Source organism: Enterobacter sp. SA197 (assembly GCF_054131575.1).
In genome coordinates, this window is sequence record NZ_CP096393.1 from 3,910,646 (window position 1) to 3,936,063 (window position 25,418).

Here is a 25,418-nt window from a genome sequence, read left to right on the forward strand (position 1 = left end):
GATTTTATGAAAGATCCGCGGCCGGCCTGACCATTATTATCATGTTAAAGGTTTAGTCTTGAAAGCCGATAAAGAAGGATATTTCCATTGGCCTTTTCAGGAATTTCTAATGACCGTCTCTAAGAAACTCACACTTATATTCAGTTTCGCGCTGCTCGCGTTGTTAATGCTTGGGATAATCAGTATTAACTCTCTGTATCAAGCACAAAATCGTTTTGAATATATTGCGAGTAACTCGTTACCAAGCATTAATCAGATAGGCATTATCACCCAGAACAGAGAAGAGGCACGACGTCAAATCCTGATGGGTCTTCTATCTAACAATAAAGAAACATTCTATAAACATCTTGATACCGCACGCCAATACTTAAATAAAGTGCAGGATGGCTTAAATTATTATAAAGACCATTTGATTACGGATGATAAAGACGCACAGGGGATAGATGCGACTAATAAATTATTCCAGGTTTATCTGGAAAAGGTTAATAAAACCGTTAATATTTATGAAACTCAAGGCAGTGATGCTGCCAGTATGATGGTCGCAGATGAAGGCGAGACAGCGGTTGCCTCGGTTGCGTTAAGCAACAATATAAAACAGCTGCTTTCCTACAATTATGAAATCGCAACCAATTTTGCAGCAGAGAATAACAAACAGTATTCGAGCACGCTTTGGTTACTCATTGGCATCATAAGTGCAGCCATAGTATTGACCGCACTTTCATCGTTTTCCATTTTGAAATATATCAAAAAGAGTCTGCATACGTTGCAAGAAAGCATGAAGCATATCAGCGAACATCTTGATATGACGCAGCGGGTTAACCTGACCAAAAAAGATGAGCTTGGCGCAACCGCAAATAATTTTAATACGTTGTTGGAAAAACTTCAGGATGTGCTGTCTGGCGTAAAAGCTGCCAGTAAAGAGGTGGATAGCGCAGCCAGCGAAATCGCCCTCAGCAATGACGATCTCTCTTCACGTACGGAATCACAAGCCTCCTCGCTGGAAGAGACGGCTGCAAGCATGAACCAATTATCTGCAACCGTGAAACGCAACCTTGATAATGCGAAGGAAGCTAATAATTTCATTAGCAACGTCCAGACGATAGTCAATGACAGTAACCGTGAATTAAGTTCACTGCAAAATTCGATCAATGATATCTCTGCTTCCTCAAATAAAATTGCCGAGATAACAAATATTATTGATGGTATTGCATTCCAAACCAACATACTCGCACTTAATGCCGCAGTGGAAGCCGCACGGGCAGGAGAACAAGGTAAAGGGTTTGCCGTGGTTGCCGGCGAAGTACGCTCATTATCGCAGCGTTCATCCGTAGCGGCGCGTGATATCAGAACCCTTATCGAGGAAGCAATCCATAACGTTGGTAAGGGCGTAGAATCTGCTGCAAATGTCACTGCACGGATGGATCAGACGCTTAGCGCTGTAAATGAAACCACTCAACTTATCAATCAGGTTAACCATTCTTCGAAAGAACAGAGCTATGGCATTGATCAAGTCAATATCGCAGTAAACAATATGGAAGGAAATCTGCAGCAAAACGCGGCGATGGTAGAACAAATGGCGTCGGCAGCAAACTCACTTAGCCAACAGGCAGGTAAGCTTTTAAGCGGCGTTAGTTCATTTAAGCTTTAACCCACACCGAAACCTGGCACAGCGTTAACAGGCCAGCAAAGCATAACCCATCGCATGCTTTCGCTGGCCTGCATGCTGCAAAATCAATCCCAATGAGCTGGCAGGATGAAGATCGGGTAATTAACCGCCCAACCTGCGCAGGCTGGCTTTATCTGGTCGGAGTGGAAAAGCGTCACTCTACCGCTCCGTTACCCTCTTCAGACGCTCGCCCGGCGAGCACTCAGATGTCTCGCAGCCCCCCCGAATGCTAAAGTCTTTGCTTACCCTTTTGCGGGGTAACGTCTTGTTAATCAGTCACACGCTTTCGTCTGAAGGCGCACGCTAAAAAAACATCTCCTATACTCTGTTACGTTTAACTGATGCTGCCCCTGCTTTTTGTGCCGGGCTTCTGTTGAGTTCCTCGCGCTAAAGCGGCCGTTCAGCCCCGGTTAAACGATATTTTGATGTTTTTTTCCGGTACTTTTTAATAAGGGACTTCCTGGTATGTTGCAATCTCAATCCTCACGCGCCGGCACGTTACTGCTGCTGTTAGCTGCAGCGATCGGCGTTGCCGTGGCGTTATATGCCTGGTTTACGCCGCTTACCGGCGTTACCGGTACTATTGGTGCGCTGGGCGTGGCAGTCGCCTGCGTCCTGCTGGCGATTCTGACCTTTCTGTTAGGTGCTGCAACCCGTCGCAGCGCGCGCCTCTTTCTGATCATTGTCATCCTTGTGGTGCTGTGTGGCACGGGCTTCGCAGCCATGCTGTTGCACCAGTACATCATTACGGTAGCTATGGTGGTCGGCCTGGCTGGTCTGATTGCGCTGAGCAGCAATTCCGTTCGTCACACTCATCGCGTCAGAGACTGAGGAGCCACCTGTGCATAAAAATAAACATTACCCGTTACTGAAAATGAGCATGACGGCGCTGGCATTACTGGTCGCTCCGCTCACGCTGCAGGCGCAGGACAAGGCTGCTGAGGCTTCTCAGGGGACGCAGGAAAAACTCAATGTGGATGCGGCCGACCAACAAGCGCCGGGGACAACCAACACCACCGATCATGCATCAACCGAAAATACCGAGGGGCAGAACGTGGCGGCGGTCAGCCAGCCCGCGACGCCGCTGGTTCCTTCTGCCGCAACCTGGGACAGTTTTCACGGGCAGCTCAATGCTCAGAAATACAGCCCCCTGACCCAGATCACGGCGGATAACGTCGGCAAATTAAAAAAAATCTGGGAGTTTCATACCGGCGACGTCTCGGATGGTAAAGGCGACACGCCCGCTACTGTCTGGTCCGCTACCCCTATTTTCGCCAACGAGACGCTTTATATTGGCACCCCCTTCGATCGCCTTATTGCCCTGGATCCGGGCACTGGCAAAGAGAAGTGGCACTATGACACTAAATCGCCCCGCGAGGCCCTGACCCAACCGGTGCTGAAGAATCGCGGCGTCTCCTACTGGCAGGCAAAAAATCCTGTCGCCGGTGAGGCGTGCCAGAAGATCGTTTATATGGGCACCGTTGACGGCAAACTCTTTGCGCTGGACGCCGATTCAGGCAAACCCTGCAAGGACTTTGCGGATAACGGGGTGCTGAATGTGAACCAGTGGAACACGGTTAATGCCAAATTCCCACTGTCCATCCTTCAGCCGCCAACGGTCGTCGGTGACCATCTTCTTGTAGGCTGGGCGGGTAAAGACTGGGCTTATGCCGAGGCGCCTCCGGGCAGTGTATTCTCAATCAATGCCCGGACCGGCAAGCGTGAATGGACGTTTGACGCTATTCCGGCCGAGATCCGCAAACGCACGGGGACGGCAAACGTCTGGACACATATGTCTGCCGATGAGGCGAATGGTCTGGTCTATCTTCCGGTTTCCTCTCCGTCTCCCAACTACTGGGGCGGTAACCGTGTGGATGCCATCCCGCTGGGTACATCCACCACTGCGCTGGATATCAACACCGGTAAAGTGGTCTGGTCCCGCCAGTGGGTGCATCATGATGTGTGGGATTACGATATCAACTCTGCACCAACGCTGATGGATATTACGGTCAATGGCAAACAGATCCCGGCGCTTATCCAGGCCACCAAGCAGGGGTTCCTGTTTGTGGTTAACCGCCTGACGGGCGAGGACGTCTGGCCTATCGAAGAGCGGCCGGTGCCTCAGGGCGACGGTTCAGTGAAGGGCGAAGTGCTCTCGCCCACGCAGCCATTCCCGACCAAACCAGCGCCACTGCTGGATCAATCGAAAAAACCAGAGATCTGGAAGCTGGCTGACGCCGTCGGTGCAGGCCAGTGTTCTCGCCTGTGGGATAAGCTCACCTATGAGGGGATGTACACGCCTCCGACCACCAAAGGCGAAGGTGCGCTGACCTATCCGGACAGCGCCGGCGGGGTCCAGTGGGGTGGTGTTGCTTTCGATCCACACAAACAAATCGCGATCGTGAATACCTCACATATTGTGCAGTATGTGAAGCTCTACAGCCGCGAGGATTATGATAAAGCGGATAAAGATGCGGGCAACGAGAGCGGCTTTGCGCCGCAGGAAGGCGCGCCGTACGGCATGCGACTGCTGGTGGCAAACAACTGGCTGGGTATGCCGTGCTGGCAGCCGCCGTTTGGTGAAATAGTCGCGCTCGATATGCATACCGGGGACGTTAAATGGCGCCGTCCGGTTGGCGCCTCGCAGCAGTATGGTTTCTTTATGCCAGAGAGCTGGGGTTCCCCCACTATTGGTGGTCCGGCTGTGACAGCGGGTGGCGTGATATTCATCGGTGCCTCAATGGATGCCAAAGTGCGTGCCTACTCGGTGGAGAGCGGCGAAGAGCTGTGGTCCGATCAGGTTGAAGCGCCTGCGGTAGCCAACCCGTCGGTCTATGAGTACAAGGGCCGTCAGTATGTGGCGTTCGTGGCCGGGGGAAATACCATTCTGAAGGACCAGGTGGGCGACCAGGTGGTGGTTTACGCACTGCCTGAATAGTTTCCCGCAAAGAGTCTGAGAAATGAGAGTGGGGCCTGCGGGCCCCATTTTTACACCGGGATGTGCACGATAATTGACTGCATGAACTTAAGCCCGGTCAACAAGCGCGGGCCATTGAACGCATTAAAGAAGGCGAAAAATGGCGGCGAGTGCTTCAACTGCGTCTTCTAACTCTTTTTCGTTGTAAGCGGCAAATCCCATCAGAAATCCAGTGCTGGCAGGCTCTGCTGCATATAACGCGGTAAGCCCGAGCATATCAATACCCTTACGACGGGCGGCAAGAGCTATCTCTGTTTCAGAGATCCCATGCCGGAGATGGCAAGGCATCTGCATTCCGCCACTCGGCTTTACATAGAAAACAAAGTCAGAAAGATAGTGGTCTATCAGCGCGGCCAGTTTGTCACGACGAGCGACATAGACACCACGCATCATGCGAACATAAGCGCCAAAATGCCCCCCTTCCAGAAACTTCGCCAGCGTCAGTTGGGTAATTGAAGCGGTATGACCGTCCATTAATGTTCTGGCTATCGTAAAGGGCTCAACCAGTTCCGTTGGTACGATCATGTACGCAATACGTAGCCCGGGAAAGAGGGATTTAGTGAATGTCCCGATGTAGATTGTACGGTTGAAAGAGTCCAGTCCTTGTACGCAGGCCATGGGCTTGCCTTCATAGTGAAACTCACTGTCGTAATCATCTTCAATGACCCAGGCCCCGTTACGGTTTGCCCAGTCGGTAACGGCAAGCCTTCTGTCAAGGGAGAGCGTGGTGCCGGTAGGATACTGATGAGACGGGGTAAGATAGATAGCCTTTGCCGCGACTGGCAGTACGTTAAGGTGTTCAATGCATAAGCCTTTTTCATCCAGGGGGACAGGAATGATATTCAGCCCGGCGGCGTTAAAGGCCTTTTGCGCCCCCTGATAGACAGGATCTTCAGTGACAATGTAATCCTTGCTATCCATCAGCACGTTTGAACAGAGGGTCAGGGCCTGCTGGGAGCTTGTCAGGATAATGATACGATCTGCGGTGGCATGGGCGCCGCGTTCCAGGTTGACATATTCTGCAATTGCCCGTCGCAGGCGTTCCATCCCCTGGGGCGGGCTTTGCTCCAGGGCATGGTGGCGATATTCTTTCAGTACCTGCCGCTGAAGACGCTCCCAGATTTGCAGCGGGAATAAGCGGGTTTCGGGAATGCCCGGAGCCAGGGGGCGGGGTAAGGAAAATTCCCGTATTCCGCCGCTCTCGTAAATCACTGTTCCCCGGGTGCTGAGCTTTGCTTCACGCGAGGTGACGTGTGCCTGGCGCTGTCTTGCGTGGGATTTCAGCAGTCGAAAACTGGCTGAAACGAAGCTGCCTTTTCCGGTATGCCTCTCGATAAAACCCTCCGCATGCAGGCGGGTGTAGGCAGCTTCGATGGTATCCCTGGAGACATCAAGCGATGTTGCCAGTGCGCGTGAGGCAGGAAGCGCCTTACCATTGGATAATACCCCCTCCAGTATTAACGTCCGTATGGCTCTCTGGATCCTTTCATGAAGCGGTAGTGACCCGTTAGCAGGATCAATCATCCACGCCTTCACCGTTTCAAGTTGCGCGTGCTTAAACATTGTTCTCCCCCCACCATGACTCTTTTCCTCATCCAGTCTAAAACAAGAGCGTCTGATGCCATACCGTTAATTGGTCTGGTTTGATTGTGTAAATTGGTGGGGCTAAACCTGCCATTCAACTTTTATACTTATCCCGCTGGCATGAACGGGTGAGGCAGCGGCTGAGTGCAGGGTCGTTCCCTGAAATCAGGATCTTAAGGTAGGCACTTTCACCCTGCCTGTTGTACTGGAACATTGCGACCGTGCGACATTGCCTGGCCACAGACGAAGATGCTCTGCAACTAACCCGTTGGCATACCAGGCGTTAATGGCAGAGTTTGCTATTTTCCTGCGCCAGCACAGAACACAATTTATTAAGAAAAACACAAGAGGTTATAAATATGAATAATGAAATTATTATTGAAGCTGCCAGCGCCACTGATTATGAAGACTGGTTGCCACTGTGGAAAAAATATCAGCAGTTTTACAACGTTGATATTTCTGATGCTGTCACTGAACGTACCTGGCAACGTTTTTTCAGCCCACTTGAGCCCGTTTTCTGCGTAGTAGCAAAACATAATGGAGCTGTCGTAGGGTTTGCTCATTATCTTTTTCACCGCTCAACCTGGGCTGACAGTGATTACTGTTATCTGGAGGATTTATATGTCTGCGAAACACTTCGCGGTAAACAGATTGGCAAACAATTAATTGAATATGTGCAGAAGGAAGCCAGAAAACGTCATTCCAGTCATCTTTACTGGCATACCCATGAAGCCAATTACCGTGGACAACGGTTATATGACTGGGTTGCGAAAAAAAGTGGAATGATTGAATACCGGATGCAGGTCAGATAATTCTCTTATGTAGTAAAAGAAAAGGCTGTTATTCCCTGTTAGCTAAATCAGCCACTTTTCATTTGTGATGCAATTTATTATCTGTTATGGCAATTTGTCTGCATAAGAATTTAGCAGATGCCGAGGTTCATTATGTTCAGGCTACTGGATAACGTAACGCTACAACTCAGGGACGCCCCCACGCCGAAAGCCGTGGGGAAATATGAAGTCCTGATGGCCGGAAAAGGGACGGGCATTATGCTTCCTGTTCAGGTTATAGAGGCGTCGGTTATGGTGGACGATAAGCGGCTGCTGTTATTTCTTACTGATGACGTGCCCTTTGAAGAAATGCTTGAAATCGCACTGCTCGATGTGAATGACGGGGTGAAAGAAATAGTGACGCTGGGTGGAGCCTACCTGACAGGCACCTTTGCTGACCTGAACATTTATCCAAATGCAGTTGAGTTCAGCTTTATTGGCGATACAACATGGCGGGTTGAAATACCCGCGATGCCCTTCATGAAACTTCCATTCATCGGTGATCCACGGGGCGTGTCGCGATCGCCCGCCTGGAAGCATTACATTAAAATCAGCGCCAGCCCCGCACCAGCACGCTTCGACGGAAGCCGCTAATCCAGGTGTCATAATCTTCGCCAGGTTCAGTCTGTAGCCCTAAAAACCCTCGGAATGCTCCATTCAGCGTTAATGTAGCGACCAGACTGCATCATTTCTGCGGCTTTAGACGAGCATGGCTTTCGCGCTTGTTTTCCTGCCATAAAGAGTCCGTTATCATGCTCCCTGCGTATTTATGACACGAAATCCAGGCATACAGCAGATCAAATGAGACGGCGTGATACTTAATCAGAACAACAAACATCACGCACTCATTAAAATTTTAAAAACGGACATTACAAACCGATGAGCACATTAGAGAATTTCGACGCCCACACCCCCATGATGCAGCAGTATCTCAAGCTGAAGGCTCAGCATCCTGAGATTTTACTGTTCTATCGGATGGGCGATTTTTACGAACTGTTTTACGACGATGCTAAACGCGCTTCCCAGTTGATGGACATCTCGCTGACCAAACGCGGTGCTTCCGCGGGCGAGCCGATTCCGATGGCGGGTATCCCGCATCATGCGGTGGAAAACTACCTGGCGAAGCTGGTCAACCTTGGGGAGTCGGTCGCGATTTGCGAACAAATCGGCGATCCTGCCACCAGTAAAGGCCCGGTAGAACGCAAAGTGGTCCGCATCGTCACCCCCGGCACCATCAGTGATGAAGCACTGCTGCAGGAACGTCAGGATAATCTGCTCGCGGCCATCTGGCAGGACGGTAAAGGCTTCGGTTACGCCACTCTGGATATCAGCTCCGGACGTTTTCGCGTCAGCGAACCGGCTGACCGGGAAACCATGGCAGCAGAGCTCCAGCGCACCAACCCCGCAGAGCTGCTTTATGCGGAGGATTTTGCCGAAACGGCATTAATTGAAGGTCGGCGTGGGTTGCGCCGTCGCCCGCTGTGGGAGTTCGAAATTGATACCGCTCGTCAGCAGTTAAACTTACAGTTTGGCACGCGTGACCTGGTGGGATTTGGCGTAGAAAATGCGCCGCGCGGCCTCTGCGCGGCCGGCTGCCTTCTGCAGTATGTTAAAGATACGCAACGCACCTCCCTGCCCCACATTCGCTCAATCACCATGGAGCGCCAGCAGGACAGCATCATTATGGATGCAGCGACGCGTCGCAATCTGGAAATAACCCAGAACCTCGCGGGCGGTATCGAAAATACCCTTGCCTCGGTGCTGGACTGTACCGTGACACCAATGGGCAGCCGTATGCTAAAGCGCTGGCTGCACATGCCGGTGCGCGACAGCAAAACGCTACGTGAGCGGCAGCAGACCATCGGTGCCCTGCAGGAGAGTACCGGCGAGCTGCAACCGGTATTGCGTCAGGTGGGCGATTTAGAACGTATCCTGGCGCGTCTGGCGCTGCGTACCGCCCGGCCGCGGGATCTGGCCCGCATGCGTTATGCCTTCCAGCAACTACCGGAACTGCGTGCGCAGCTGGAACGCGTTGACAGCGCACCGGTGCAGCAGTTGCGTGAAAAAATGGGTGAATTTACCGAACTACGTGAACTCCTGGAACGCGCGATTATTGAGGCACCACCGGTCCTTGTGCGCGACGGTGGTGTCATTGCCCCCGGCTATAACGCCGAGCTTGATGAGTGGCGTAGCCTGGCGGATGGCGCGACCGATTATCTTGACCGACTCGAAATTCGTGAACGCGAGAAACTGGGGCTGGATACGCTCAAAGTGGGCTACAACGGCGTACACGGTTACTTTATTCAGATCAGTCGGGGCCAGAGCCATCTTGCCCCTATTCACTACGTCCGCCGCCAGACGCTGAAAAACGCCGAACGCTATATCATTCCTGAATTAAAAGAGTACGAAGACAAAGTTCTGACCTCAAAAGGCAAAGCGCTGGCGCTGGAAAAACAGCTTTATGATGAGTTGTTCGATCTGCTGTTGCCGCATCTCGAAGCGTTGCAGCAAAGCGCCACGGCGCTGGCAGAACTGGATGTGCTGGTCAACCTGGCGGAGCGAGCGGACACGCTTAACTACTGCTGCCCAACCTTTATCGACAAACCCGGCATTCGTATTGTTGAAGGGCGTCACCCGGTGGTGGAACAGGTCCTGAAAGAGCCGTTTATCGCCAATCCGCTCAGCCTCTCGCCCCAGCGCAGGATGCTGATTATTACCGGCCCAAACATGGGCGGTAAAAGTACCTATATGCGCCAGACGGCACTGATTGCGCTACTGGCCTATATCGGCAGCTACGTGCCGGCGCAGAAAGTAGAAATTGGCCCTATTGATCGCATCTTTACGCGCGTGGGCGCAGCGGACGATCTGGCGAGCGGTCGTTCAACCTTCATGGTGGAAATGACCGAAACCGCCAATATTCTGCATAACGCCACCGAGCATAGCCTGGTGCTGATGGATGAGATCGGGCGCGGTACCTCGACCTACGACGGCCTGTCGCTGGCATGGGCGTGTGCGGAAAATCTGGCCAATAAAATCAAAGCGCTGACGCTATTTGCGACCCACTACTTCGAGCTGACCCAACTGCCGGAAAAAATGGAAGGCGTGGCCAATGTCCATCTTGATGCCCTTGAGCATGGCGATACTATTGCCTTTATGCACAGTGTACAGGACGGTGCCGCCAGCAAAAGCTACGGGCTTGCCGTTGCCGCCCTGGCTGGCGTACCGAAAGAGGTCATTAAGCGGGCACGCGGGAAATTGCGCGAACTTGAAAGTCTCTCTCCGGGCGCTGGCGCGACGCAAATTGATGGCACCCAGATGTCTTTACTCGCAACGCCTGAGGAGACCAGTCCTGCCCTTGAAGCACTGGAAAACCTTGATCCTGACACTTTAACGCCCCGCCAGGCGCTGGAGTGGATTTACCGACTGAAAAACCTGCTCTAACCCTCAGGCCCGCACAAGCGCTGCGGGCCGCACTCCCCGGAATAAATTTCACGAATGCCAGGCAAGCCTGTGTTCGGCTTCTATACTTTTTAATTCTCTCAATTTTTTTCTCTCAATAATGAAAGGAACGATGCGATGGCAATTCAAAAGAAAGGACAGGCTCACTGGGCAGGCGATCTTAAACGTGGCAAAGGGACCGTTTCAACTGAGAGCGGCGCGCTGAAAGAACTGCCTTATGGCTTTAACACACGCTTTGAAGGCACGCCGGGGACTAACCCGGAAGAGCTGATTGGTGCGGCACATGCTGCCTGCTTCTCAATGGCGCTCTCCATGATCCTGGGCGAAGTGGGCTATACGGCCGACAGTATCGACACTACGGCAACCGTTACCCTTGATCAGGTAGACGGCGGCTTTGCCATTACCAAAATCGCACTGAAAAGTGCCGTCAAAGTGCCAGGTGCCGACGCAGCCAAATTTGATGAAGCCATTCAGAAAGCCAAAGCCGGTTGTCCGGTATCCAAAGTGCTGAATGCCGATATCTCGCTGGAATACACCCTTAACTAACCACCGTTGAGTGCACAAACCGCCCGCAGTGGGCGGTTTTTTTTGGCCGGGTACTCAGCTCTTATCTTTCGAGTCAGCGGGGTAAACTGCCCTCGCTCCGCTTCACTCAGTCGTCCGGGGAGGGTATTTCAGTGTCAGCCCTGCCTGTACAGCTGGCGTAATGCCGGGCCGCTAAGACTTAGCATAACTTTATCCCGAGGCTTTCAGATGCAGGAAGGGACTCATGATGCCCCGCAGGAGCCTGCCATTTCGCCTTTGCTGGCGAAAGCAAACCGGTAGCAGTGACTAAAAGAGATAAAAAAAGCCGGTCAGGTGACCGGCTTTTTCGTGTTCAGGACTTATTCGCGGAACAGCGCTTCAATATTCAGCCCCTGTGCCTGCAGAATTTCACGCAGACGACGCAGACCTTCAACCTGAATCTGACGAACGCGTTCACGGGTCAGACCGATTTCACGACCCACATCTTCGAGGGTTGCGGCTTCATAACCGAGCAGACCAAAACGACGTGCCAGTACCTCACGCTGTTTAGCGTTCAGTTCAAACAACCACTTAACGATGCTTTGCTTCATATCATCGTCCTGCGTGGTGTCTTCAGGACCGTTGTCTTTTTCGTCTGCCAGGATGTCCAGCAGCGCTTTTTCGGAATCGCCGCCCAACGGAGTATCAACAGAAGTGATACGTTCGTTCAGGCGCAGCATACGACTCACGTCATCAACGGGTTTATCCAGCTGCTCTGCGATTTCTTCGGCGCTCGGTTCGTGGTCCAGTTTATGGGACAACTCACGCGCGGTACGCAGATAGACATTCAGCTCTTTAACAATGTGAATCGGCAAACGAATGGTACGGGTTTGATTCATGATCGCCCGTTCGATGGTTTGACGAATCCACCAGGTCGCATACGTTGAGAAACGGAACCCACGTTCAGGGTCAAACTTCTCGACAGCACGGATGAGACCCAAATTCCCCTCTTCGATCAGATCCAGCAGCGCAAGGCCACGGTTGCTGTATCGACGGGCAATTTTCACCACCAGACGCAGGTTACTTTCAATCATGCGGCGGCGGGATGCAACGTCACCACGCAATGCGCGGCGTGCAAAATAAACTTCTTCTTCGGCCGTCAGTAATGGGGAGTAACCAATTTCCCCAAGATAGAGTTGAGTTGCATCCAGCACACGCTGGGTAGCCCCCTGAGATAACAACTCCTCTTCGGCCACGTCGTTATCACTGGGTTCCTCTTCTACTAAGGCCTTCTCGTCGAAAACCTCTGCTCCGTTTTCATCAAATTCCGCATCTTCATTTAAATCATGAACTTTCAGCGTATTCTGAGTCATAAGGTGGCTCCTACCCGTGATCCCTTGACAAAGCACTTAGGCTTTCCGGTTTTGTATGTTGCAGCGACATCTGCGTGCTGCAACAACGAAAGAGGAAGGCTTCACTACTTTGCCGAATTATCGCTGCGGCAAATAACGCAGCGGGTTTACGGATTTCCCCTTGTAACGAATTTCAAAATGCAACCGTGTGGAACTGGTTCCGGAGCTACCCATGGTAGCTATTTTCTGCCCCGCCTTGATTTCTTGTTGTTCCCGGACCAGCATCGTATCGTTATGGGCGTAGGCACTCAGGTAATCATCGTTGTGTTTGATGATAATAAGATTACCGTAACCACGCAGTGCATTACCGGCATATACCACGCGACCATCTGCGGTCGCGACAATAGCCTGTCCTTTACTACCTGCGATATCGACCCCTTTATTACCACCTTCGGTGGCAGAGAAGTTGTCGATGACCTTGCCCTCAGTCGGCCAGCGCCACGTTGAAATCGGCGCGCTGTTTGACGTGCTGCTAACAGTCGGTTCGGTTGTACTAACTTGTGGAGCCGTAACAGGCGCTGTGACAGGGGTCGCAGGCTTATTGTTCGGCAACATCTTGTTAGCACTTTGTTCACCTGAGTCCTCAGAATACGTAATTGTCGGTTTGGACGCAACAGCCACGGTTGAATTTTGTGCAGGCTTTGTGATGATTCCTTGAGCAGATGCATCAGCCTGAGTTATAGCATTTCCGCCAGTGATTGGTGTGCCGGAAGCATTTCCAACCTGAAGCGTTTGCCCAACATTCAAGCTATACGGGGCCGCAACGTGGTTTCGCTGCGCCAAATCCCTGAAATCGTTCCCGGTGATCCAGGCGATATAAAAGAGCGTATCCCCGCGTTTTACCGTGTAAGTGCTGCCGCCAGTATAACTACCTTTCGGAATATTCCCGTACTTCCGGTTATAAACTATACGACCATTTGCGGTCTCAACAGGTTGTTGAACGACGGGCTGCACAGCGGCTGTTTGATTTGTTGGCTGAATATTTGGCTGCTGTACCGGTTGGATCTGTGGCTGCGACTGGCTGCTTGTCATGGGTGGCGGCGTGATTAACATTCCGGAACCGTTGCTGGAACCGTTGTCGCCGCCTACGGAACTGACTGGCGCAGGCGCATTGTTGGAGCTTGTACAACCCGCAAGCCAGAGTGAAACCAGTGACAGTGCCGCCACACGACGTACGGTGAATTTTGGGCTTCCCGCGCTCATTTATCCCCCAGGAATGTATTAGTTACCAATGACTTAAACACCGTGAAACCGCGGTGCGCAAATTTGCTCACCATACGCTGATAAAGCATGATTAACCCAGGAAAAATCTGTTTCTCAGGCCAGTTCACCCTTTACCAGAGGCACAAAACGCACGGCTTCGACAGTATCGATGATAAATTCGTCTCCCCGCCGACGAACACGCTTAAGTTGCTGATGTTCATCGCCCACAGGTAAAACGAGAATGCCGCCTTCATCCAGTTGCGACATGAGCGCCGTCGGAATTTCTAACGGCGCAGCCGTCACAATAATAGCGTCAAACGGGGCGCGTGCCTGCCAACCCTGCCAGCCATCACCATGACGTGTTGAAACATTATGTAAATCAAGTTGTTTGAGACGGCGGCGCGCCTGCCATTGCAAACTTTTAATACGCTCGACGGTACACACATGGTGCACAAGGTGCGCCAGTATTGCGGTCTGGTAACCGGAACCTGTGCCAATTTCCAGTACGCGCGACTGCGGAGTGAGCTCCAGCAACGCGGTCATTCTGGCAACCATATAGGGCTGAGAAATGGTTTGGCCCTGCCCTATCGGCAAGGCTACGTTTTCCCATGCCTGGAGTTCAAACGCTTCATCAATAAACTTTTCGCGCGGTACCTGCGCGATAGCTTCCAGGACATGCTCATCCGCGATGCCCAGTGTACGTAACTGATTGAGAAGCGTTTGTATGCGTTTACTCACCATTGCGTGGTGACTCCGGCACGTTCAAGCCACCCCGAAAGCACATCCTGCGCACTGTAGGCGGTGAGATCGACCTGCAGCGGCGTCACCGAGACATAACCTTCATCAACGGCGGCAAAATCGGTATCCGGCCCGGCGTCGTACTTCTCGCCCGGTGGACCAATCCAGTACAGCGTATTACCCCGCGGGTCCTGCTGCGGAATGACCTGATCGGCCGGATGCCGGCTTCCACAACGGGTAACACGAATGCCTTTGATTTCATCAAGCGGCAGATCGGGAACATTGATATTCAGGATGCGCCCCGTGCGCAGAGGCTCACGCGACAACCCGCGTAAAAGAGAGCAGGTTACCGCTGCTGCCGTGTCATAATGTTTGTGGCCATTTAACGACACGGCCAGCGCAGGAAAGCCCAGGTGACGCCCTTCCATAGCCGCAGCAACGGTGCCGCTGTAGATGACATCATCGCCCAGATTCGGGCCGGCATTAATACCAGACACCACCACATCCGGGCGCGGTCGCATCAGTGCGTTAACCCCCAGAAAGACACAGTCGGTTGGGGTGCCCATCTGCACCGCGATATCGCCATTTTCAAATGCAAAGGTACGAAGAGAGGATTCCAGCGTCAGTGAATTCGAAGCACCACTGCGGTTACGATCGGGAGCGACGACCTGAACATCAGCAAATTCCCGAAGGGCTTTTGCCAGCGTCTGAATACCCGGCGCGTGGATACCGTCATCGTTACTCAGCAATATTCGCATAATCACCCGTATTGATAATTTCCCTTACCACACTGGTAGCAAAGCTTCCCGCAGGCAGCCAGAAACGCACCTCAACGGTTACGTCATCCCACCAGTTCCAGCTCATCCGCTGCGGAAAAAGACGCATTGCGCGGCGAGCCGCTTCCACCTTTTCACGCACCAGCAAATGTTGTAATTCCGGCGCATCTGCCACGGCGGCCTGCTCGAATGCCAGCGCATCGCCTTGCGGTCCCCATTCGCCACTGCCCGGCAGTGCAGCCGTTATCATTAATTCTTTTGCATCCACACGCGCCTGCAGCGCTTCGCGCTCGTCAGCCGTTGCCACAAACCAGCTTCCGCGTCCCGCTAATTGTAGCGCATCGCCGTCAACAACTTGATTAAAGTCCGGTTTTTTCAAACGCTCGTGGACTATCTGATTAAACAACGCGCTACGCGCCGCCGACAACCAGAAACTGCGTTTATTGCGATCGCGAACCGGGGCATCGCTTTGTGCCCAGCGCTGCGCACCCAGCAGGTTACTGCCGCCCAGGCCAAAACGCTGCGCGCCGAAGTAGTTCGGCACACCCTGCTCGCTAATAGCCTGCAGGCGCACCTCGACGTCGTGGCGATCGGTGATACCCCGCAGCACCAGCGTAAAGTTATTGCCTTTAAGCGCACCTGTACGCAGCTTACGCTTATGGCGTGCGTACTCCAGCACTTTGCACCCTTCCAGCTGGAACGCGCTCAGATCCGGCATTCCATTGCCCGGCACGCGGGCGCAAAGCCACTGTTCAGTAACGGCATGCTTATCTTTCTGACCCGCGAAGCTCACCTCGCGGGCGTGTATTTTAAGGAATTTTGCCAGCGCGTCGGCAACAAAACGGGTGTTGCAGCCGTTTTTCAGAATCCGCACCAGAATATGTTCACCCTCGCCGTCTGGTTCGAAGCCTAAGTCTTCGATAACGACGAAATCTTCCGGATTAGCTTTCAACACCCCGTTGCCGGCAGGTTTGCCATGCAGGTATGTCAGTTGCTCAAAATCGGTCATTTTCCCGCCTTATGCAGAAGAGCCACCGCTTCGCAGGCGATGCCTTCACCACGCCCGGTAAAACCGAGTTTTTCAGTAGTAGTGGCTTTCACGTTAACGTCATCCATATGGCACCCCAGATCTTCTGCAATGAAGACGCGCATCTGCGGGATATGCGGCAACATTTTAGGCGCCTGGGCAATGATGGTGACGTCGACATTGCCAAGCTGGTAGCCTTTGGCCTGGATACGGCGCCAGGCTTCACGCAGCAACTCACGGCTGTCTGCGCCTTTGAACGCGGGATCGGTATCCGGGAAGAGTTTACCGATGTCGCCGAGTGCCGCTGCACCCAGCAGAGCATCGGTCAGCGCATGCAGGGCAACGTCACCATCTGAGTGTGCCAGCAACCCTTTTTCCCAGGGAATGCGCACGCCGCCAATAATGATGGGGCCTTCGCCGCCGAAGGCGTGTACGTCAAAACCGTGTCCAATGCGCATTATGCTTTCTCCTGGTATTGGGAATGGGTGAGGTAAAACTCAGCAAGTTGTAAATCTTCCGGCCGGGTGACTTTTATATTATCCGCCCGACCCACCACCAGCTCGGGGTGATAGCCGCAGAACTCCAGCGCCGAAGCTTCATCGGTAATGGTCGCGCCTTCGTGAAGGGCCCGCGTGAGGCAGTCATGCAGGAGTTCATGGGGGAAAAACTGTGGCGTGAGCGCATGCCATAAATCGTTACGATCAACAGTGTGTGCAATAGCGCGCTTGCCGGGTTCAGCACGTTTCATGGTGTCACGTACGGGGGCCGCAAGAATACCGCCTACCCGGCTGGTTTCGCTCAGTTGCAGCAGTCGGTTTAAGTCATCCTGATGCAAACAGGGGCGCGCGGCATCGTGCACCAGAACCCAGGGCGCACCTTGTGCCGCTTTCAGACCTGCCAGGACGGAGTCGGCACGCTCGGCGCCGCCATCCACCACAGTGACGGCGGGATGATGTGCGAGAGGAAGCTGAGCAAAACGCGCGTCACCTGGTGTGACGGCAATGAACACACGTTTAACGCGTGGATGCGCCAGCAGCGCCGCCACGGCATGTTCGAGGATCGTTTTATCGCCAATAGAGAGATATTGTTTGGGACATTCCGTTTGCATGCGGCGGCCAAATCCTGCGGCCGGCACCACGGCATAAACGTCCGGAAGGATTGCTGCCATGTCATTAACCCGGGATTGTTTATCGATTATTTTGCGTATTTTGTCTGTTTTGCACTGACCCCTGAGCGCGTTTAGACGCGTCTGGCACCAGACGATAGAACGTTTCGCCCGGTCTGGTCATGGTTAATTCATTGCGTGCGCGCTCCTCAATTGCCTCCTGCCCGCCATTGAGGTCATCAATTTCGGCAAAGAGTTGATCGTTTCGCGCTTTAAGTTTGGCGTTCGTTGCCTGCTGAACCGCAACGTCGTCATTTACACGACCATAATCATGAAGGCCGTTTTTGCCGAACCACAGCGAGTACTGCAGCCAGACAAGCAAAGCCAGCAACAGCAGCGTTAATTTACCCATCCTGCCCCCTGAAAAACGGCCTCATCATCCCATAACTTTTTCTCAGACTCCACACCGGGGCCGGGTGATACAGGATCACCGCGTCAGAATGTAGCATATTTGCCCGTCTTACCGAAGGTTTGTCCCCGCCGGACACATTGTCTTAACCTGCGTTACGGTTTGAAGTATGGATGGGTTTAGCCCATCAGCCACATAAACAAGCCACCAAACATGGCCACGACCATCAGCAGTGTCGAGACGATGCTATACAGCAGCTTTCCATCAAGCAGAGAATGCAGGGCAATGCCTACCACGACAGCGACAGGCATCAGTGCGAGGAAAAAGGGCCACGTATACAAGAAGAAGAACAGCGTATTCGGGCCATAGAGCAGAAACGGAATTGACAGCGCCAGCAGCCATGCGACAAAACCCACGATGGCCCCAGGGAAGGACCAGGTGGTTTCATCGCTGGTCGTTAAGTTCTCCGACCCTGAAATGGTGATGTTCTGACTGTTGCGCATATCGGACCCCATAGCCTTTTCGGCTGGCAAAACCGGGATACCCTTCAGGCATCGGTATCCACGGTGCTGTCTTAGGATCTGATAATATCGTCCCGTCTCATGAGGTCTAATAATTGACTCACTAAATTTGTTACTAATTGTTCACCTTCAAGGTGAACTTCTGGTGATTCAGGCGCTTCGTAAACCGCGTCAATGCCGGTAAAGTTTCGCAGTTCACCAGCGCGCGCTTTTTTATAGAGTCCTTTTGGGTCCCGCGCTTCACAAATGGCCAATGGGGTATCGACGAAAACCTCGATAAACCGCCCTTCCCCCAGACGCTCGCGCACCGTCTGCCGCTCCGCCCGATGAGGTGAAATAAAGGCGGTCAGGACAACCAGCCCTGCATCGACCATCAGGCGTGCCACTTCCCCCACCCGACGGATATTTTCTTTACGGTCATCATCGCTAAACCCAAGGTCACTGCACAGGCCGTGGCGGACATTGTCACCGTCCAGCAGATAGGTACTCACACCCAGCTTATGCAATGCCGCTTCCAGCGCACCGGCGACGGTAGATTTACCGGAGCCAGACAGCCCGGTAAACCACAGCACCACGCCACGGTGACCGTGGAGAGTTTCGCGTTGCTGCGCCGTCACCGGATGGTCATGCCAGACGACATTTTCGTCATGCTGCGCCATTACTTGCCTCCGAGCAGGTCGCGCGCACCCCAGTGCGGGAAATGCTTACGGACAAGCTGATTCAGCTCCAGCTCAAAGGCGCTGAACGACGAAGGAGCGGCGTTGTCATGATGATGCACCTCGCGCACCATACCGGCCCCTACGGTGACGTTGCTTAAGCGATCGATAAAGATCAGGCCGCCGGTCACCGGGTTTTCCTGGTAAGGATCCAGGGTCAAGGGCTCATCAAACGTCAGATCCACCAGCCCGATACCGTTGAGCGGCAGGTTGTCGACTTCACGTTGATGCAGATTATTGATATCGACCTGGTACTGGATCGCATCCACACGGGCGCGGGTCTTCTTACCGGCGATTTTGATGTCATAGCTCTGGCCTGGCGTTAAAGGCTGTTCCGCCATCCACACCACATCAAGCGACGCGTGTTGTACGGAAGGAACCGTTTCGCTGGCGTCCAGAATCAGGTCACCACGGCTGATGTCGATTTCATCTTTCAGCACCAGGGTAATGGCCTCCCCCGCATGGGCTTCTTGTAAATCACCATCGAAGGTCACAATACGTGCAACGGTAGACTCCACGCCTGACGGCAATACTTTTATACGTTGCCCCACGGACACAGCACCGGATGCCAGCGTGCCGGAAAAGCCACGGAAATCCAGGTTCGGGCGGTTTACATACTGCACCGGGAAGCGCATCGGCTGCGTCTCAACCACGCGGTGAATAGCCACGGTTTCCAGTACTTCAAGCAACGTAGGGCCGCTATACCAGGGGAGTTTTGCGCTCTGGGAGGCCACGTTATCGCCTTCCAGCGCGGAAAGCGGCACAAAGCGAATATCCAGATTGCCCGGCAGCTGTTCAGCAAAGGTCAGGTAATCCTGACGAATCGACTCGAACGTCTCTTCACTAAAGCCAACCAGATCCATTTTGTTCACTGCCACCACCAGGTGCTTAATACCCAGTAACGTGGAGATAAAGCTATGACGGCGGGTCTGATCCAGTACCCCTTTACGGGCGTCAATCAACAGGATGGCCAGATCGCAGGTCGAGGCCCCGGTCGCCATGTTGCGGGTATACTGCTCATGGCCAGGGGTATCCGCAATAATAAATTTACGTTTTTCGGTGGAGAAGTAGCGATACGCCACATCAATGGTAATGCCCTGCTCACGCTCGGCCTGGAGGCCATCCACCAGCAGCGCCAGATCGAGTTTTTCCCCCTGCGTCCCGTGACGCTTACTGTCGTTATGCAGAGTGGAGAGCTGATCTTCATAAATCTGACGGGTGTCGTGCAGCAGGCGACCAATCAGGGTGCTTTTACCGTCGTCGACGCTGCCGCAGGTCAGAAAACGCAGCAGGCTTTTATGCTGTTGTGCATGCAGGTAGGCTTCAACGCCGCCTTCATCGGCAATTTGTTGGGCGATAGTGGTATTCATGGCGGCTCCTTAGAAGTATCCCTGACGTTTTTTCAGCTCCATGGAGCCTGCCTGATCGCGGTCAATGACGCGACCCTGACGTTCACTGGTGGTGGAGACCAGCATCTCTTCGATGATCTCCGGCAGCGTCTGCGCCCCGGACTCCACCGCACCGGTCAGCGGCCAGCAGCCAAGGGTACGAAAACGCACCATCTGTTTTTTGATCACCTCACCTGGTTGCAAATCAATACGATCGTCATCGATCATCATCAGCATGCCATCGCGCTCCAGGACCGGGCGCTCTGCGGCCAGGTACAGCGGAACGATTTCAATATTTTCGAGGTAGATGTACTGCCAGATATCCAGCTCGGTCCAGTTGGAGAGCGGGAAAACGCGGATGCTTTCGCCTTTATTAATCTGGCCGTTATAGTTGTGCCACAGCTCCGGGCGCTGGTTTTTCGGGTCCCAGCGGTGGAAACGATCGCGGAAGGAGTAAATACGCTCTTTCGCGCGCGACTTCTCTTCATCACGGCGTGCACCGCCGAAGGCTGCGTCAAAACCGTATTTGTTCAGCGCCTGCTTCAGCCCTTCGGTTTTCATGATATCGGTATGCTTAGCGCTGCCGTGCACGAACGGGTTAATACCCATCGCCACCCCTTCCGGGTTTTTATGCACCAACAGCTCGCAGCCATAGGCCTTCGCCGTACGGTCACGGAACTCATACATCTCACGGAACTTCCAGCCGGTGTCCACATGCAGCAGTGGGAAAGGTAGCGTACCCGGATAAAACGCCTTACGCGCCAGGTGCAGCATCACGCTGGAGTCTTTGCCGATGGAGTACATCATCACCGGATTGGAAAATTCGGCGGCCACCTCGCGAATGATATGGATGCTTTCTGCTTCCAGTTGTCGCAGGTGAGTGAGTCGTTTTTGGTCCATAACCGTTCCTTAAGCCAGATTCACCACGGAGGCATCAAACGCGTCCGGGCCTGTCGAGTGTTGAAACCAGGCGAGTTGATGATGCAATTGTACAACCTCTCCCACCACTAACAGGGCAGGCATCGGCGCATCTTTCGCCAGTTCTTCAAGTTGTTGTAATGTGCCGGTTCTGACCTGCTGGTCAGCCCGTGTGCCGCGAGAAATCACTGCAACAGCGGTGCTGGCATCGCGACCATGCGCAATCAGCTGCTCGGCGATCTCTGCAGCCTTCATTGTGCCCATATATATCGCCAGCGTCTGGCGGCTCTGCGCCAGTTGTGCCCAGTCGAACGGCGTGCTGTCCGCTTTGTAGTGGCCGGTCACAAAGGTGGCGCTCTGAGCAAAATCGCGATGCGTTAACGGAATGCCTGCATAAGCCGTTGCGCCCGAGGCTGCCGTCACGCCTGGCACCACCTGGAAGGGAATGCCCGCCGCCGCCGCGGCCTGCAGTTCTTCGCCCCCACGGCCGAAAATAAAGGGGTCGCCCCCCTTCAGGCGCACGACGGTTTTACCCGCCTGTGCGGCTTCGACCATCATGCGGTTAGTGTCGTGCTGCGCAACCAGGTGCGATCCCGCGCGTTTGCCAACGCTTATCAGCTCCGCATCCCGGCGGACCAGCTCCAGAACGCCTTCGGTGACCAGGTGGTCATAGAAGACCACATCAGCCTGCTGCATGACCTGCAAACCGCGCAGGGTCAGTAAACCGGCATCACCAGGCCCTGCTCCCACCAGAATAATTTCGCCCTGGCTGCTGCCAGGTTTCGCCAGCTCATCCGCCAGTGCCTGTTCCGCCTCCGACTCTTTACCTGCCGCCATCAGGCTGGCAAAACGTCCCCGAAAAGCGACATCCCAGAAACGGCGGCGTTCATCGGTGGTTTTCCGGTACGCTTTAATACGGTTACGCCAGCGGCCTGCAACTTCAGCCATACGACCCAGGTTTGCCGGCAGCAACGCTTCAATCTTTTCCCGCAGCAGACGTGCCAGCACCGGCGCATTACCGCCAGAGGAGATGGCCACCAGCAGCGGGGCACGATCGACAATGGAAGGAAAGATAAACGAGCACAGCGGCTGATCGTCGACCACGTTAACCAGCCGGTGACGTGCGTTGGCCGCGTCGAATACCCGACGATTAAGCGCCGCATCGTCAGTTGCCGCAATCACCAGAAAAACAGCATCAAGCTGAGAGTCGTCAAAGTGGCGTGCGATGCATTTAATCTGTTGTTGGTCAGCCAGACGCTGAAGCGATGGCTCAAGTGCTTCTGCCACCACCTGTACCTGCGCCCCCGCCTTGCGTAAGAAAGTAATTTTCCGCGCGGCGATCTCTCCCCCCCCAATCACCAGCACGGGACGGTCTTTCACAGCAGCAAACAAAGGCAGGTAATCCACAGGCGTTGACTCACTCATCAGCAGGAATAGTGGGACTATAGGGGGAGCCCTCAGGCGAATGAAATTACGAATTGGAATGAGTAGTTCCGCAAAGGAATAACGCGCTGGCAATGGTCATATCAAAAAGTGCTTAAGGCCCCGGTTTTCGCAACCTTGCGAAGAAATGAAATTGTGTAATCGGGGTCACAGTTTCATACTAAGCGCGGTAAAAATTTAGCATCAAAAAGGACTCCCTATGTTTTCCGCATTGCGCCACCGTACCGCTGCCCTGGCGCTCGGCGTATGCTTTATTCTCCCTGCTCAGGCAAGAGCCCCCCATCCTGGCGAATTTGCAAGCACTCAGGCGCGCCATATTGCTACCTATTTTCCTGGCCGGATGACCGGTACTCCGGCAGAGATGCTCTCTGCCGATTACCTGCGCCAGCAGTTTGCCCGGATGGGCTATAAAAGTGACATTCGTAAATTTAACAGCCGCTATACGTGGACGGCGCAGGATAACCAGCAGAACTGGCAGAACGTTACCGGCAGTACGGTGATTGCCGCCCACGAAGGTAAGCATCCGCAACAGATCATCATCATGGCGCATCTGGACACCTATGCCCCTCGCAGCGAGGCAGATATCGACCATAATCTGGGCGGACTGAGCCTGCAGGGTATTGATGACAATGCGGCAGGACTGGGGGTGATGCTCGAACTGGCGGAACAATTGAAGTCCGTGCCAACGGATTACAGCATTCGTTTTATTGCCACCAGTGGTGAAGAGGAAGGAAGCCTCGGGGCGCAGAATGTCCTTAAGCGCATGAGTGAAGCCGAGAAGAAACATACCCTGCTGGTCATTAATCTCGATAATCTCGTGGTTGGGGACCATCTCTATTTTAATAGCGGGAAAAAAACCCCTGCCTCAGTACGTAAACTCACCCGCGACCGGGCACTGAGCATTGCCCGCAGTCTGGGGATCCCCGCCAGCACGAATCCTGGTAAACATCCTGACTACCCTAAGGGGACCAGCTGCTGTGGTGACGCAGAGGTCTTTGATAATGAAGGTATTCCGGTACTGTCAGTGGAGGCAACGAACTGGATGTTAGGCAAAAAAGATGGTTATCAGCAGCGGGCAAAATCCCGGGCTTTCCCCGACGGGGTAAGCTGGCATAGCGTTAAGCTCGATAACATTCAGCATATTGACCAGGCGCTTCCGGGGCGGATTGAACACCGCAGCCGCGATGTGATGCGCATTATGCTGCCGCTGGTAAGGGAACTGGCAAAGGCCACGAAAACATAAAGCGGCCGATAGGGTTAAAGAAGGGAGCACTGGCTCCCTTCTTCATCATTTGATGCCCATCGCCGCGTTTAACTGCTTCATGGCTTCCAGACCCTGTTTGCATCCAACATCCCGCTGCTCAGGCGGATAGCTTTCCAGCTGCTTTTTGGTTTCGGCAATCTGGGTTTTCAGCATATCAACCTGCGCTTTTGCCTCTTCGTGTTTTGAGGCCTCAGCGATGAAATTATCCACCGTCGCGAAGTATTGTTTGCATGTCTCCGTTTGTGCAAAAGAGGAGGCGCAAAGGCCCATCAGCAGTGCTGCCAGCACGATCTTTTTCATCATATTATCCCTGTTTGAAGTATTGAGGTGATGCCATCCCACATGGCGCGGGTACGATAGCAAAATCAGGCAGCGGGGAGAGGTCTGGAACCGGACTGGTTGGGGGAAGGAAGAAGGTTACTGCTGGGCTGAGGAATATATGAACCTGAGCGGCCAGCGTGATAAAGGCTGGTTTATTCCCGCTCGCGCGGGGAACACTCTTAAATTAATTCATTGATTTCTAATAAAAAAATATCACCCTTAAAATTCTACCAACTTTCCTATGTTTTTTAAGAATCTTAAGATATTGATTTTACTCACTATGTGAAATGGTGCCTGGCGCAATATCACCTTTCACCGTCAGAGCGCCCTGCCACAAATAAAAAAACGCCCGGTGGTTAGCCGGGCGCTTATTCCTATGACGCATCCACAATCTACAGTCAGCCTTCGTGCAGGCCGCACTCGCGTTTCAGGCCGAAGAAGCGGGTATCTTCCTCCGCCATGCCGGGTTCCCATTTACGGGTGGTATGGGTGTCGCCGACGGAGAGATAGCCTTCGTCCCACAACGGATGGTATTTCAGGCCGTGCTTTTGCAGGTACTGATAGACGGTACGGTTATCCCAGTCAATGATCGGCAGCACCTTAAAGACGCCACGCTGAAGGCCGAGCACCGACAGATTGGCGCGGCTCTCGGACTGTTCACGACGCAGGCCCGCAAACCAGGTTTGTGCCTTCAGTTCCTTCAGCGCACGGTTCATCGGCTCGACTTTGTTGATATCGTTGTATTTTTCAATTCCCTCAACACCCTGCTCCCACAACTTGCCATAACGCGCCTCCTGCCAGGCAGGAGTTTGCGGCGCACGGAAGATTTGCAGGTTCAGCTTGAGCTTGTCCGTCAGCTCATCAATAAAGCGATAGGTTTCCGGGAACAAATAGCCGGTATCCGTCAGGATAACCGGGATATCCGGGCAAAGCTGATTCACCAGATGCAGGCTCACCGCCGCCTGAATGCCGAAACTGGAGGAGAGCACATATTCACCCGGCAGATTTTCCAGTGCCCAGGCCACACGCTCCTCAGCGTTTTTAGCTTCCAGCTGAGCGTTAACATCTGCAAGCGCAAGCGCACTCTCCTCTTTGGACAACGCATTCAGAGCAGAGAGATCAAGTACGGACATAGGTTCCTCACTTATGAATTTATC

At 53.4% G+C, this 25,418-nt stretch carries 25 protein-coding genes; 9 read left to right on the forward strand and 16 right to left on the reverse strand.

Annotated features, from left to right (window positions below):
- The first annotated feature begins 109 nt into the window (after nt 1-109).
- From M1D91_RS18360 to M1D91_RS18370, 3 genes are all read left to right on the forward strand, one after another.
- Nucleotides 110-1,648, forward strand: a complete 1,539-nt coding sequence (locus M1D91_RS18360; RefSeq protein ID WP_437432592.1) for a methyl-accepting chemotaxis protein — start codon at nt 110-112, stop codon at nt 1,646-1,648.
- 483 nt (nt 1,649-2,131) lie between these two features.
- Nucleotides 2,132-2,497 carry a hypothetical protein gene (locus M1D91_RS18365; RefSeq protein ID WP_437432591.1) on the forward strand — a complete coding sequence of 122 codons (366 nt, stop codon included), beginning with the start codon at nt 2,132-2,134 and terminating at the stop codon, nt 2,495-2,497.
- A gap of 10 nt (nt 2,498-2,507) precedes the next feature.
- Entirely contained in the window at nt 2,508-4,604 is a 2,097-nt protein-coding gene (locus M1D91_RS18370) for a pyrroloquinoline quinone-dependent dehydrogenase (RefSeq protein WP_437432590.1), read from the forward strand.
- Between the two features lie 123 nt (nt 4,605-4,727).
- On the opposite strand, the gene pdxR is transcribed toward M1D91_RS18370, so the two are convergent.
- A complete protein-coding gene (gene pdxR / locus M1D91_RS18375) occupies nt 4,728-6,206 on the reverse strand; it encodes a MocR-like pyridoxine biosynthesis transcription factor PdxR (protein ID WP_437432589.1) in 1,479 nt (492 codons plus the stop codon).
- A 380-nt stretch (nt 6,207-6,586) separates the two neighbouring features.
- Here pdxR and M1D91_RS18380 point away from each other — a divergent pair, with 380 nt between their 5' ends.
- From M1D91_RS18380 to M1D91_RS18395, 4 genes are all read left to right on the forward strand, one after another.
- Nucleotides 6,587-7,039: a GNAT family N-acetyltransferase gene (locus M1D91_RS18380; RefSeq protein ID WP_437432588.1), complete on the forward strand. Its 453-nt coding sequence runs from the start codon at nt 6,587-6,589 to the stop codon at nt 7,037-7,039.
- A 117-nt stretch (nt 7,040-7,156) separates the two neighbouring features.
- Nucleotides 7,157-7,651 (forward strand): hypothetical protein, encoded by a 495-nt coding sequence (locus M1D91_RS18385; RefSeq protein WP_437432587.1) that lies wholly within the window; start codon nt 7,157-7,159, stop codon nt 7,649-7,651.
- Nucleotides 7,652-7,936: 285 nt separating this feature from the next.
- Nucleotides 7,937-10,498, forward strand: coding sequence for a DNA mismatch repair protein MutS (gene mutS / locus M1D91_RS18390; RefSeq protein ID WP_437432586.1), 2,562 nt, complete (start codon nt 7,937-7,939; stop codon nt 10,496-10,498).
- Nucleotides 10,499-10,633: 135 nt separating this feature from the next.
- The gene (locus tag M1D91_RS18395; protein WP_437432585.1) at nt 10,634-11,062 is read left to right on the forward strand and encodes an OsmC family protein; all 429 of its coding nucleotides are present in this window, start codon (nt 10,634-10,636) and stop codon (nt 11,060-11,062) included.
- Nucleotides 11,063-11,400: 338 nt separating this feature from the next.
- Here M1D91_RS18395 and rpoS read toward each other — a convergent pair whose 3' ends face one another.
- Nucleotides 11,401-12,393 carry an RNA polymerase sigma factor RpoS gene (gene rpoS / locus M1D91_RS18400; RefSeq protein ID WP_437432584.1) on the reverse strand — a complete coding sequence of 331 codons (993 nt, stop codon included), beginning with the start codon at nt 12,391-12,393 and terminating at the stop codon, nt 11,401-11,403.
- Nucleotides 12,394-12,510: 117 nt separating this feature from the next.
- Nucleotides 12,511-13,584 carry a murein hydrolase activator NlpD gene (gene nlpD, locus M1D91_RS18405; RefSeq protein ID WP_457976349.1) on the reverse strand — a complete coding sequence of 358 codons (1,074 nt, stop codon included), beginning with the start codon at nt 13,582-13,584 and terminating at the stop codon, nt 12,511-12,513.
- Here nlpD and M1D91_RS18410 point away from each other — a divergent pair.
- On the forward strand, nt 13,526-13,657 hold the full coding sequence (locus M1D91_RS18410; RefSeq protein ID WP_457976350.1) for a peptidase: 132 nt from the start codon (nt 13,526-13,528) through the stop codon (nt 13,655-13,657). The genes nlpD and M1D91_RS18410 overlap by 59 nt on opposite strands.
- Before the next feature lie 92 nt (nt 13,658-13,749).
- Here the strand turns inward: M1D91_RS18410 and M1D91_RS18415 are convergent, their stop codons facing one another.
- The 11 genes from M1D91_RS18415 to cysG all read right to left on the reverse strand — a co-directional run bounded on the left by M1D91_RS18415 (nt 13,750) and on the right by cysG (nt 22,631).
- Nucleotides 13,750-14,376 carry a protein-L-isoaspartate(D-aspartate) O-methyltransferase gene (locus M1D91_RS18415; RefSeq protein WP_437432582.1) on the reverse strand — a complete coding sequence of 209 codons (627 nt, stop codon included), beginning with the start codon at nt 14,374-14,376 and terminating at the stop codon, nt 13,750-13,752.
- Nucleotides 14,370-15,131 carry a 5'/3'-nucleotidase SurE gene (surE, locus tag M1D91_RS18420; protein WP_437432581.1) on the reverse strand — a complete coding sequence of 254 codons (762 nt, stop codon included), beginning with the start codon at nt 15,129-15,131 and terminating at the stop codon, nt 14,370-14,372. Before surE ends, M1D91_RS18415 begins: the two co-directional genes overlap by 7 nt.
- On the reverse strand, nt 15,112-16,158 hold the full coding sequence (gene truD, locus M1D91_RS18425; protein WP_437432580.1) for a tRNA pseudouridine(13) synthase TruD: 1,047 nt from the start codon (nt 16,156-16,158) through the stop codon (nt 15,112-15,114). The genes surE and truD overlap by 20 nt, the downstream gene beginning before the upstream one ends.
- The gene (ispF, locus tag M1D91_RS18430; RefSeq protein WP_437432579.1) at nt 16,155-16,634 is read right to left on the reverse strand and encodes a 2-C-methyl-D-erythritol 2,4-cyclodiphosphate synthase; all 480 of its coding nucleotides are present in this window, start codon (nt 16,632-16,634) and stop codon (nt 16,155-16,157) included. The genes truD and ispF overlap by 4 nt, the downstream gene beginning before the upstream one ends.
- Nucleotides 16,634-17,344, reverse strand: a complete 711-nt coding sequence (ispD, locus tag M1D91_RS18435) for a 2-C-methyl-D-erythritol 4-phosphate cytidylyltransferase (RefSeq protein ID WP_437432578.1) — start codon at nt 17,342-17,344, stop codon at nt 16,634-16,636. The genes ispF and ispD overlap by 1 nt, the downstream gene beginning before the upstream one ends.
- A 19-nt stretch (nt 17,345-17,363) precedes the next feature.
- Nucleotides 17,364-17,693 carry a cell division protein FtsB gene (ftsB, locus tag M1D91_RS18440; protein WP_437432577.1) on the reverse strand — a complete coding sequence of 110 codons (330 nt, stop codon included), beginning with the start codon at nt 17,691-17,693 and terminating at the stop codon, nt 17,364-17,366.
- A gap of 176 nt (nt 17,694-17,869) precedes the next feature.
- Nucleotides 17,870-18,193 carry a DUF3561 family protein gene (locus M1D91_RS18445; RefSeq protein ID WP_437432576.1) on the reverse strand — a complete coding sequence of 108 codons (324 nt, stop codon included), beginning with the start codon at nt 18,191-18,193 and terminating at the stop codon, nt 17,870-17,872.
- Nucleotides 18,194-18,264: 71 nt separating this feature from the next.
- Entirely contained in the window at nt 18,265-18,870 is a 606-nt protein-coding gene (cysC, locus tag M1D91_RS18450; protein ID WP_437432575.1) for an adenylyl-sulfate kinase, read from the reverse strand.
- Entirely contained in the window at nt 18,870-20,297 is a 1,428-nt protein-coding gene (cysN, locus tag M1D91_RS18455; protein ID WP_437432574.1) for a sulfate adenylyltransferase subunit CysN, read from the reverse strand. The genes cysC and cysN overlap by 1 nt, the downstream gene beginning before the upstream one ends.
- Before the next feature lie 9 nt (nt 20,298-20,306).
- Nucleotides 20,307-21,215, reverse strand: coding sequence for a sulfate adenylyltransferase subunit CysD (gene cysD / locus M1D91_RS18460; protein WP_437432573.1), 909 nt, complete (start codon nt 21,213-21,215; stop codon nt 20,307-20,309).
- Between the two features lie 9 nt (nt 21,216-21,224).
- Entirely contained in the window at nt 21,225-22,631 is a 1,407-nt protein-coding gene (gene cysG / locus M1D91_RS18465; RefSeq protein ID WP_437432641.1) for a siroheme synthase CysG, read from the reverse strand.
- Between the two features lie 244 nt (nt 22,632-22,875).
- Here cysG and M1D91_RS18470 point away from each other — a divergent pair, with 244 nt between their 5' ends.
- On the forward strand, nt 22,876-23,919 hold the full coding sequence (locus M1D91_RS18470) for an aminopeptidase (protein ID WP_437432572.1): 1,044 nt from the start codon (nt 22,876-22,878) through the stop codon (nt 23,917-23,919).
- Nucleotides 23,920-23,964: 45 nt separating this feature from the next.
- On the opposite strand, the gene M1D91_RS18475 is transcribed toward M1D91_RS18470, so the two are convergent.
- Nucleotides 23,965-24,243, reverse strand: a complete 279-nt coding sequence (locus M1D91_RS18475; protein ID WP_437432571.1) for a DUF5339 domain-containing protein — start codon at nt 24,241-24,243, stop codon at nt 23,965-23,967.
- 416 nt (nt 24,244-24,659) lie between these two features.
- A complete protein-coding gene (gene cysH, locus M1D91_RS18480) occupies nt 24,660-25,394 on the reverse strand; it encodes a phosphoadenosine phosphosulfate reductase (protein ID WP_437432570.1) in 735 nt (244 codons plus the stop codon).
- Nucleotides 25,395-25,418: the final 24 nt, after the last annotated feature.

Coding starts and splice junctions, on each gene's coding strand:
- M1D91_RS18360 (WP_437432592.1), top strand. CDS start 110: ATGACCGTCTCTAAGAAACTCACACTTATATTCAGTTTCGCGCTGCTC.
- M1D91_RS18365 (WP_437432591.1), top strand. CDS start 2,132: ATGTTGCAATCTCAATCCTCACGCGCCGGCACGTTACTGCTGCTGTTA.
- pdxR (WP_437432589.1), bottom strand. CDS start 6,206: ATGTTTAAGCACGCGCAACTTGAAACGGTGAAGGCGTGGATGATTGAT.
- M1D91_RS18380 (WP_437432588.1), top strand. CDS start 6,587: ATGAATAATGAAATTATTATTGAAGCTGCCAGCGCCACTGATTATGAA.
- M1D91_RS18385 (WP_437432587.1), top strand. CDS start 7,157: ATGCCGAGGTTCATTATGTTCAGGCTACTGGATAACGTAACGCTACAA.
- mutS (WP_437432586.1), top strand. CDS start 7,937: ATGAGCACATTAGAGAATTTCGACGCCCACACCCCCATGATGCAGCAG.
- M1D91_RS18395 (WP_437432585.1), top strand. CDS start 10,634: ATGGCAATTCAAAAGAAAGGACAGGCTCACTGGGCAGGCGATCTTAAA.
- rpoS (WP_437432584.1), bottom strand. CDS start 12,393: ATGACTCAGAATACGCTGAAAGTTCATGATTTAAATGAAGATGCGGAA.
- M1D91_RS18415 (WP_437432582.1), bottom strand. CDS start 14,376: ATGGTGAGTAAACGCATACAAACGCTTCTCAATCAGTTACGTACACTG.
- surE (WP_437432581.1), bottom strand. CDS start 15,131: ATGCGAATATTGCTGAGTAACGATGACGGTATCCACGCGCCGGGTATT.
- truD (WP_437432580.1), bottom strand. CDS start 16,158: ATGACCGATTTTGAGCAACTGACATACCTGCATGGCAAACCTGCCGGC.
- ispF (WP_437432579.1), bottom strand. CDS start 16,634: ATGCGCATTGGACACGGTTTTGACGTACACGCCTTCGGCGGCGAAGGC.
- ispD (WP_437432578.1), bottom strand. CDS start 17,344: ATGGCAGCAATCCTTCCGGACGTTTATGCCGTGGTGCCGGCCGCAGGA.
- ftsB (WP_437432577.1), bottom strand. CDS start 17,693: ATGGGTAAATTAACGCTGCTGTTGCTGGCTTTGCTTGTCTGGCTGCAG.
- M1D91_RS18445 (WP_437432576.1), bottom strand. CDS start 18,193: ATGCGCAACAGTCAGAACATCACCATTTCAGGGTCGGAGAACTTAACG.
- cysC (WP_437432575.1), bottom strand. CDS start 18,870: ATGGCGCAGCATGACGAAAATGTCGTCTGGCATGACCATCCGGTGACG.
- cysN (WP_437432574.1), bottom strand. CDS start 20,297: ATGAATACCACTATCGCCCAACAAATTGCCGATGAAGGCGGCGTTGAA.
- cysD (WP_437432573.1), bottom strand. CDS start 21,215: ATGGACCAAAAACGACTCACTCACCTGCGACAACTGGAAGCAGAAAGC.
- M1D91_RS18470 (WP_437432572.1), top strand. CDS start 22,876: ATGTTTTCCGCATTGCGCCACCGTACCGCTGCCCTGGCGCTCGGCGTA.
- M1D91_RS18475 (WP_437432571.1), bottom strand. CDS start 24,243: ATGATGAAAAAGATCGTGCTGGCAGCACTGCTGATGGGCCTTTGCGCC.
- cysH (WP_437432570.1), bottom strand. CDS start 25,394: ATGTCCGTACTTGATCTCTCTGCTCTGAATGCGTTGTCCAAAGAGGAG.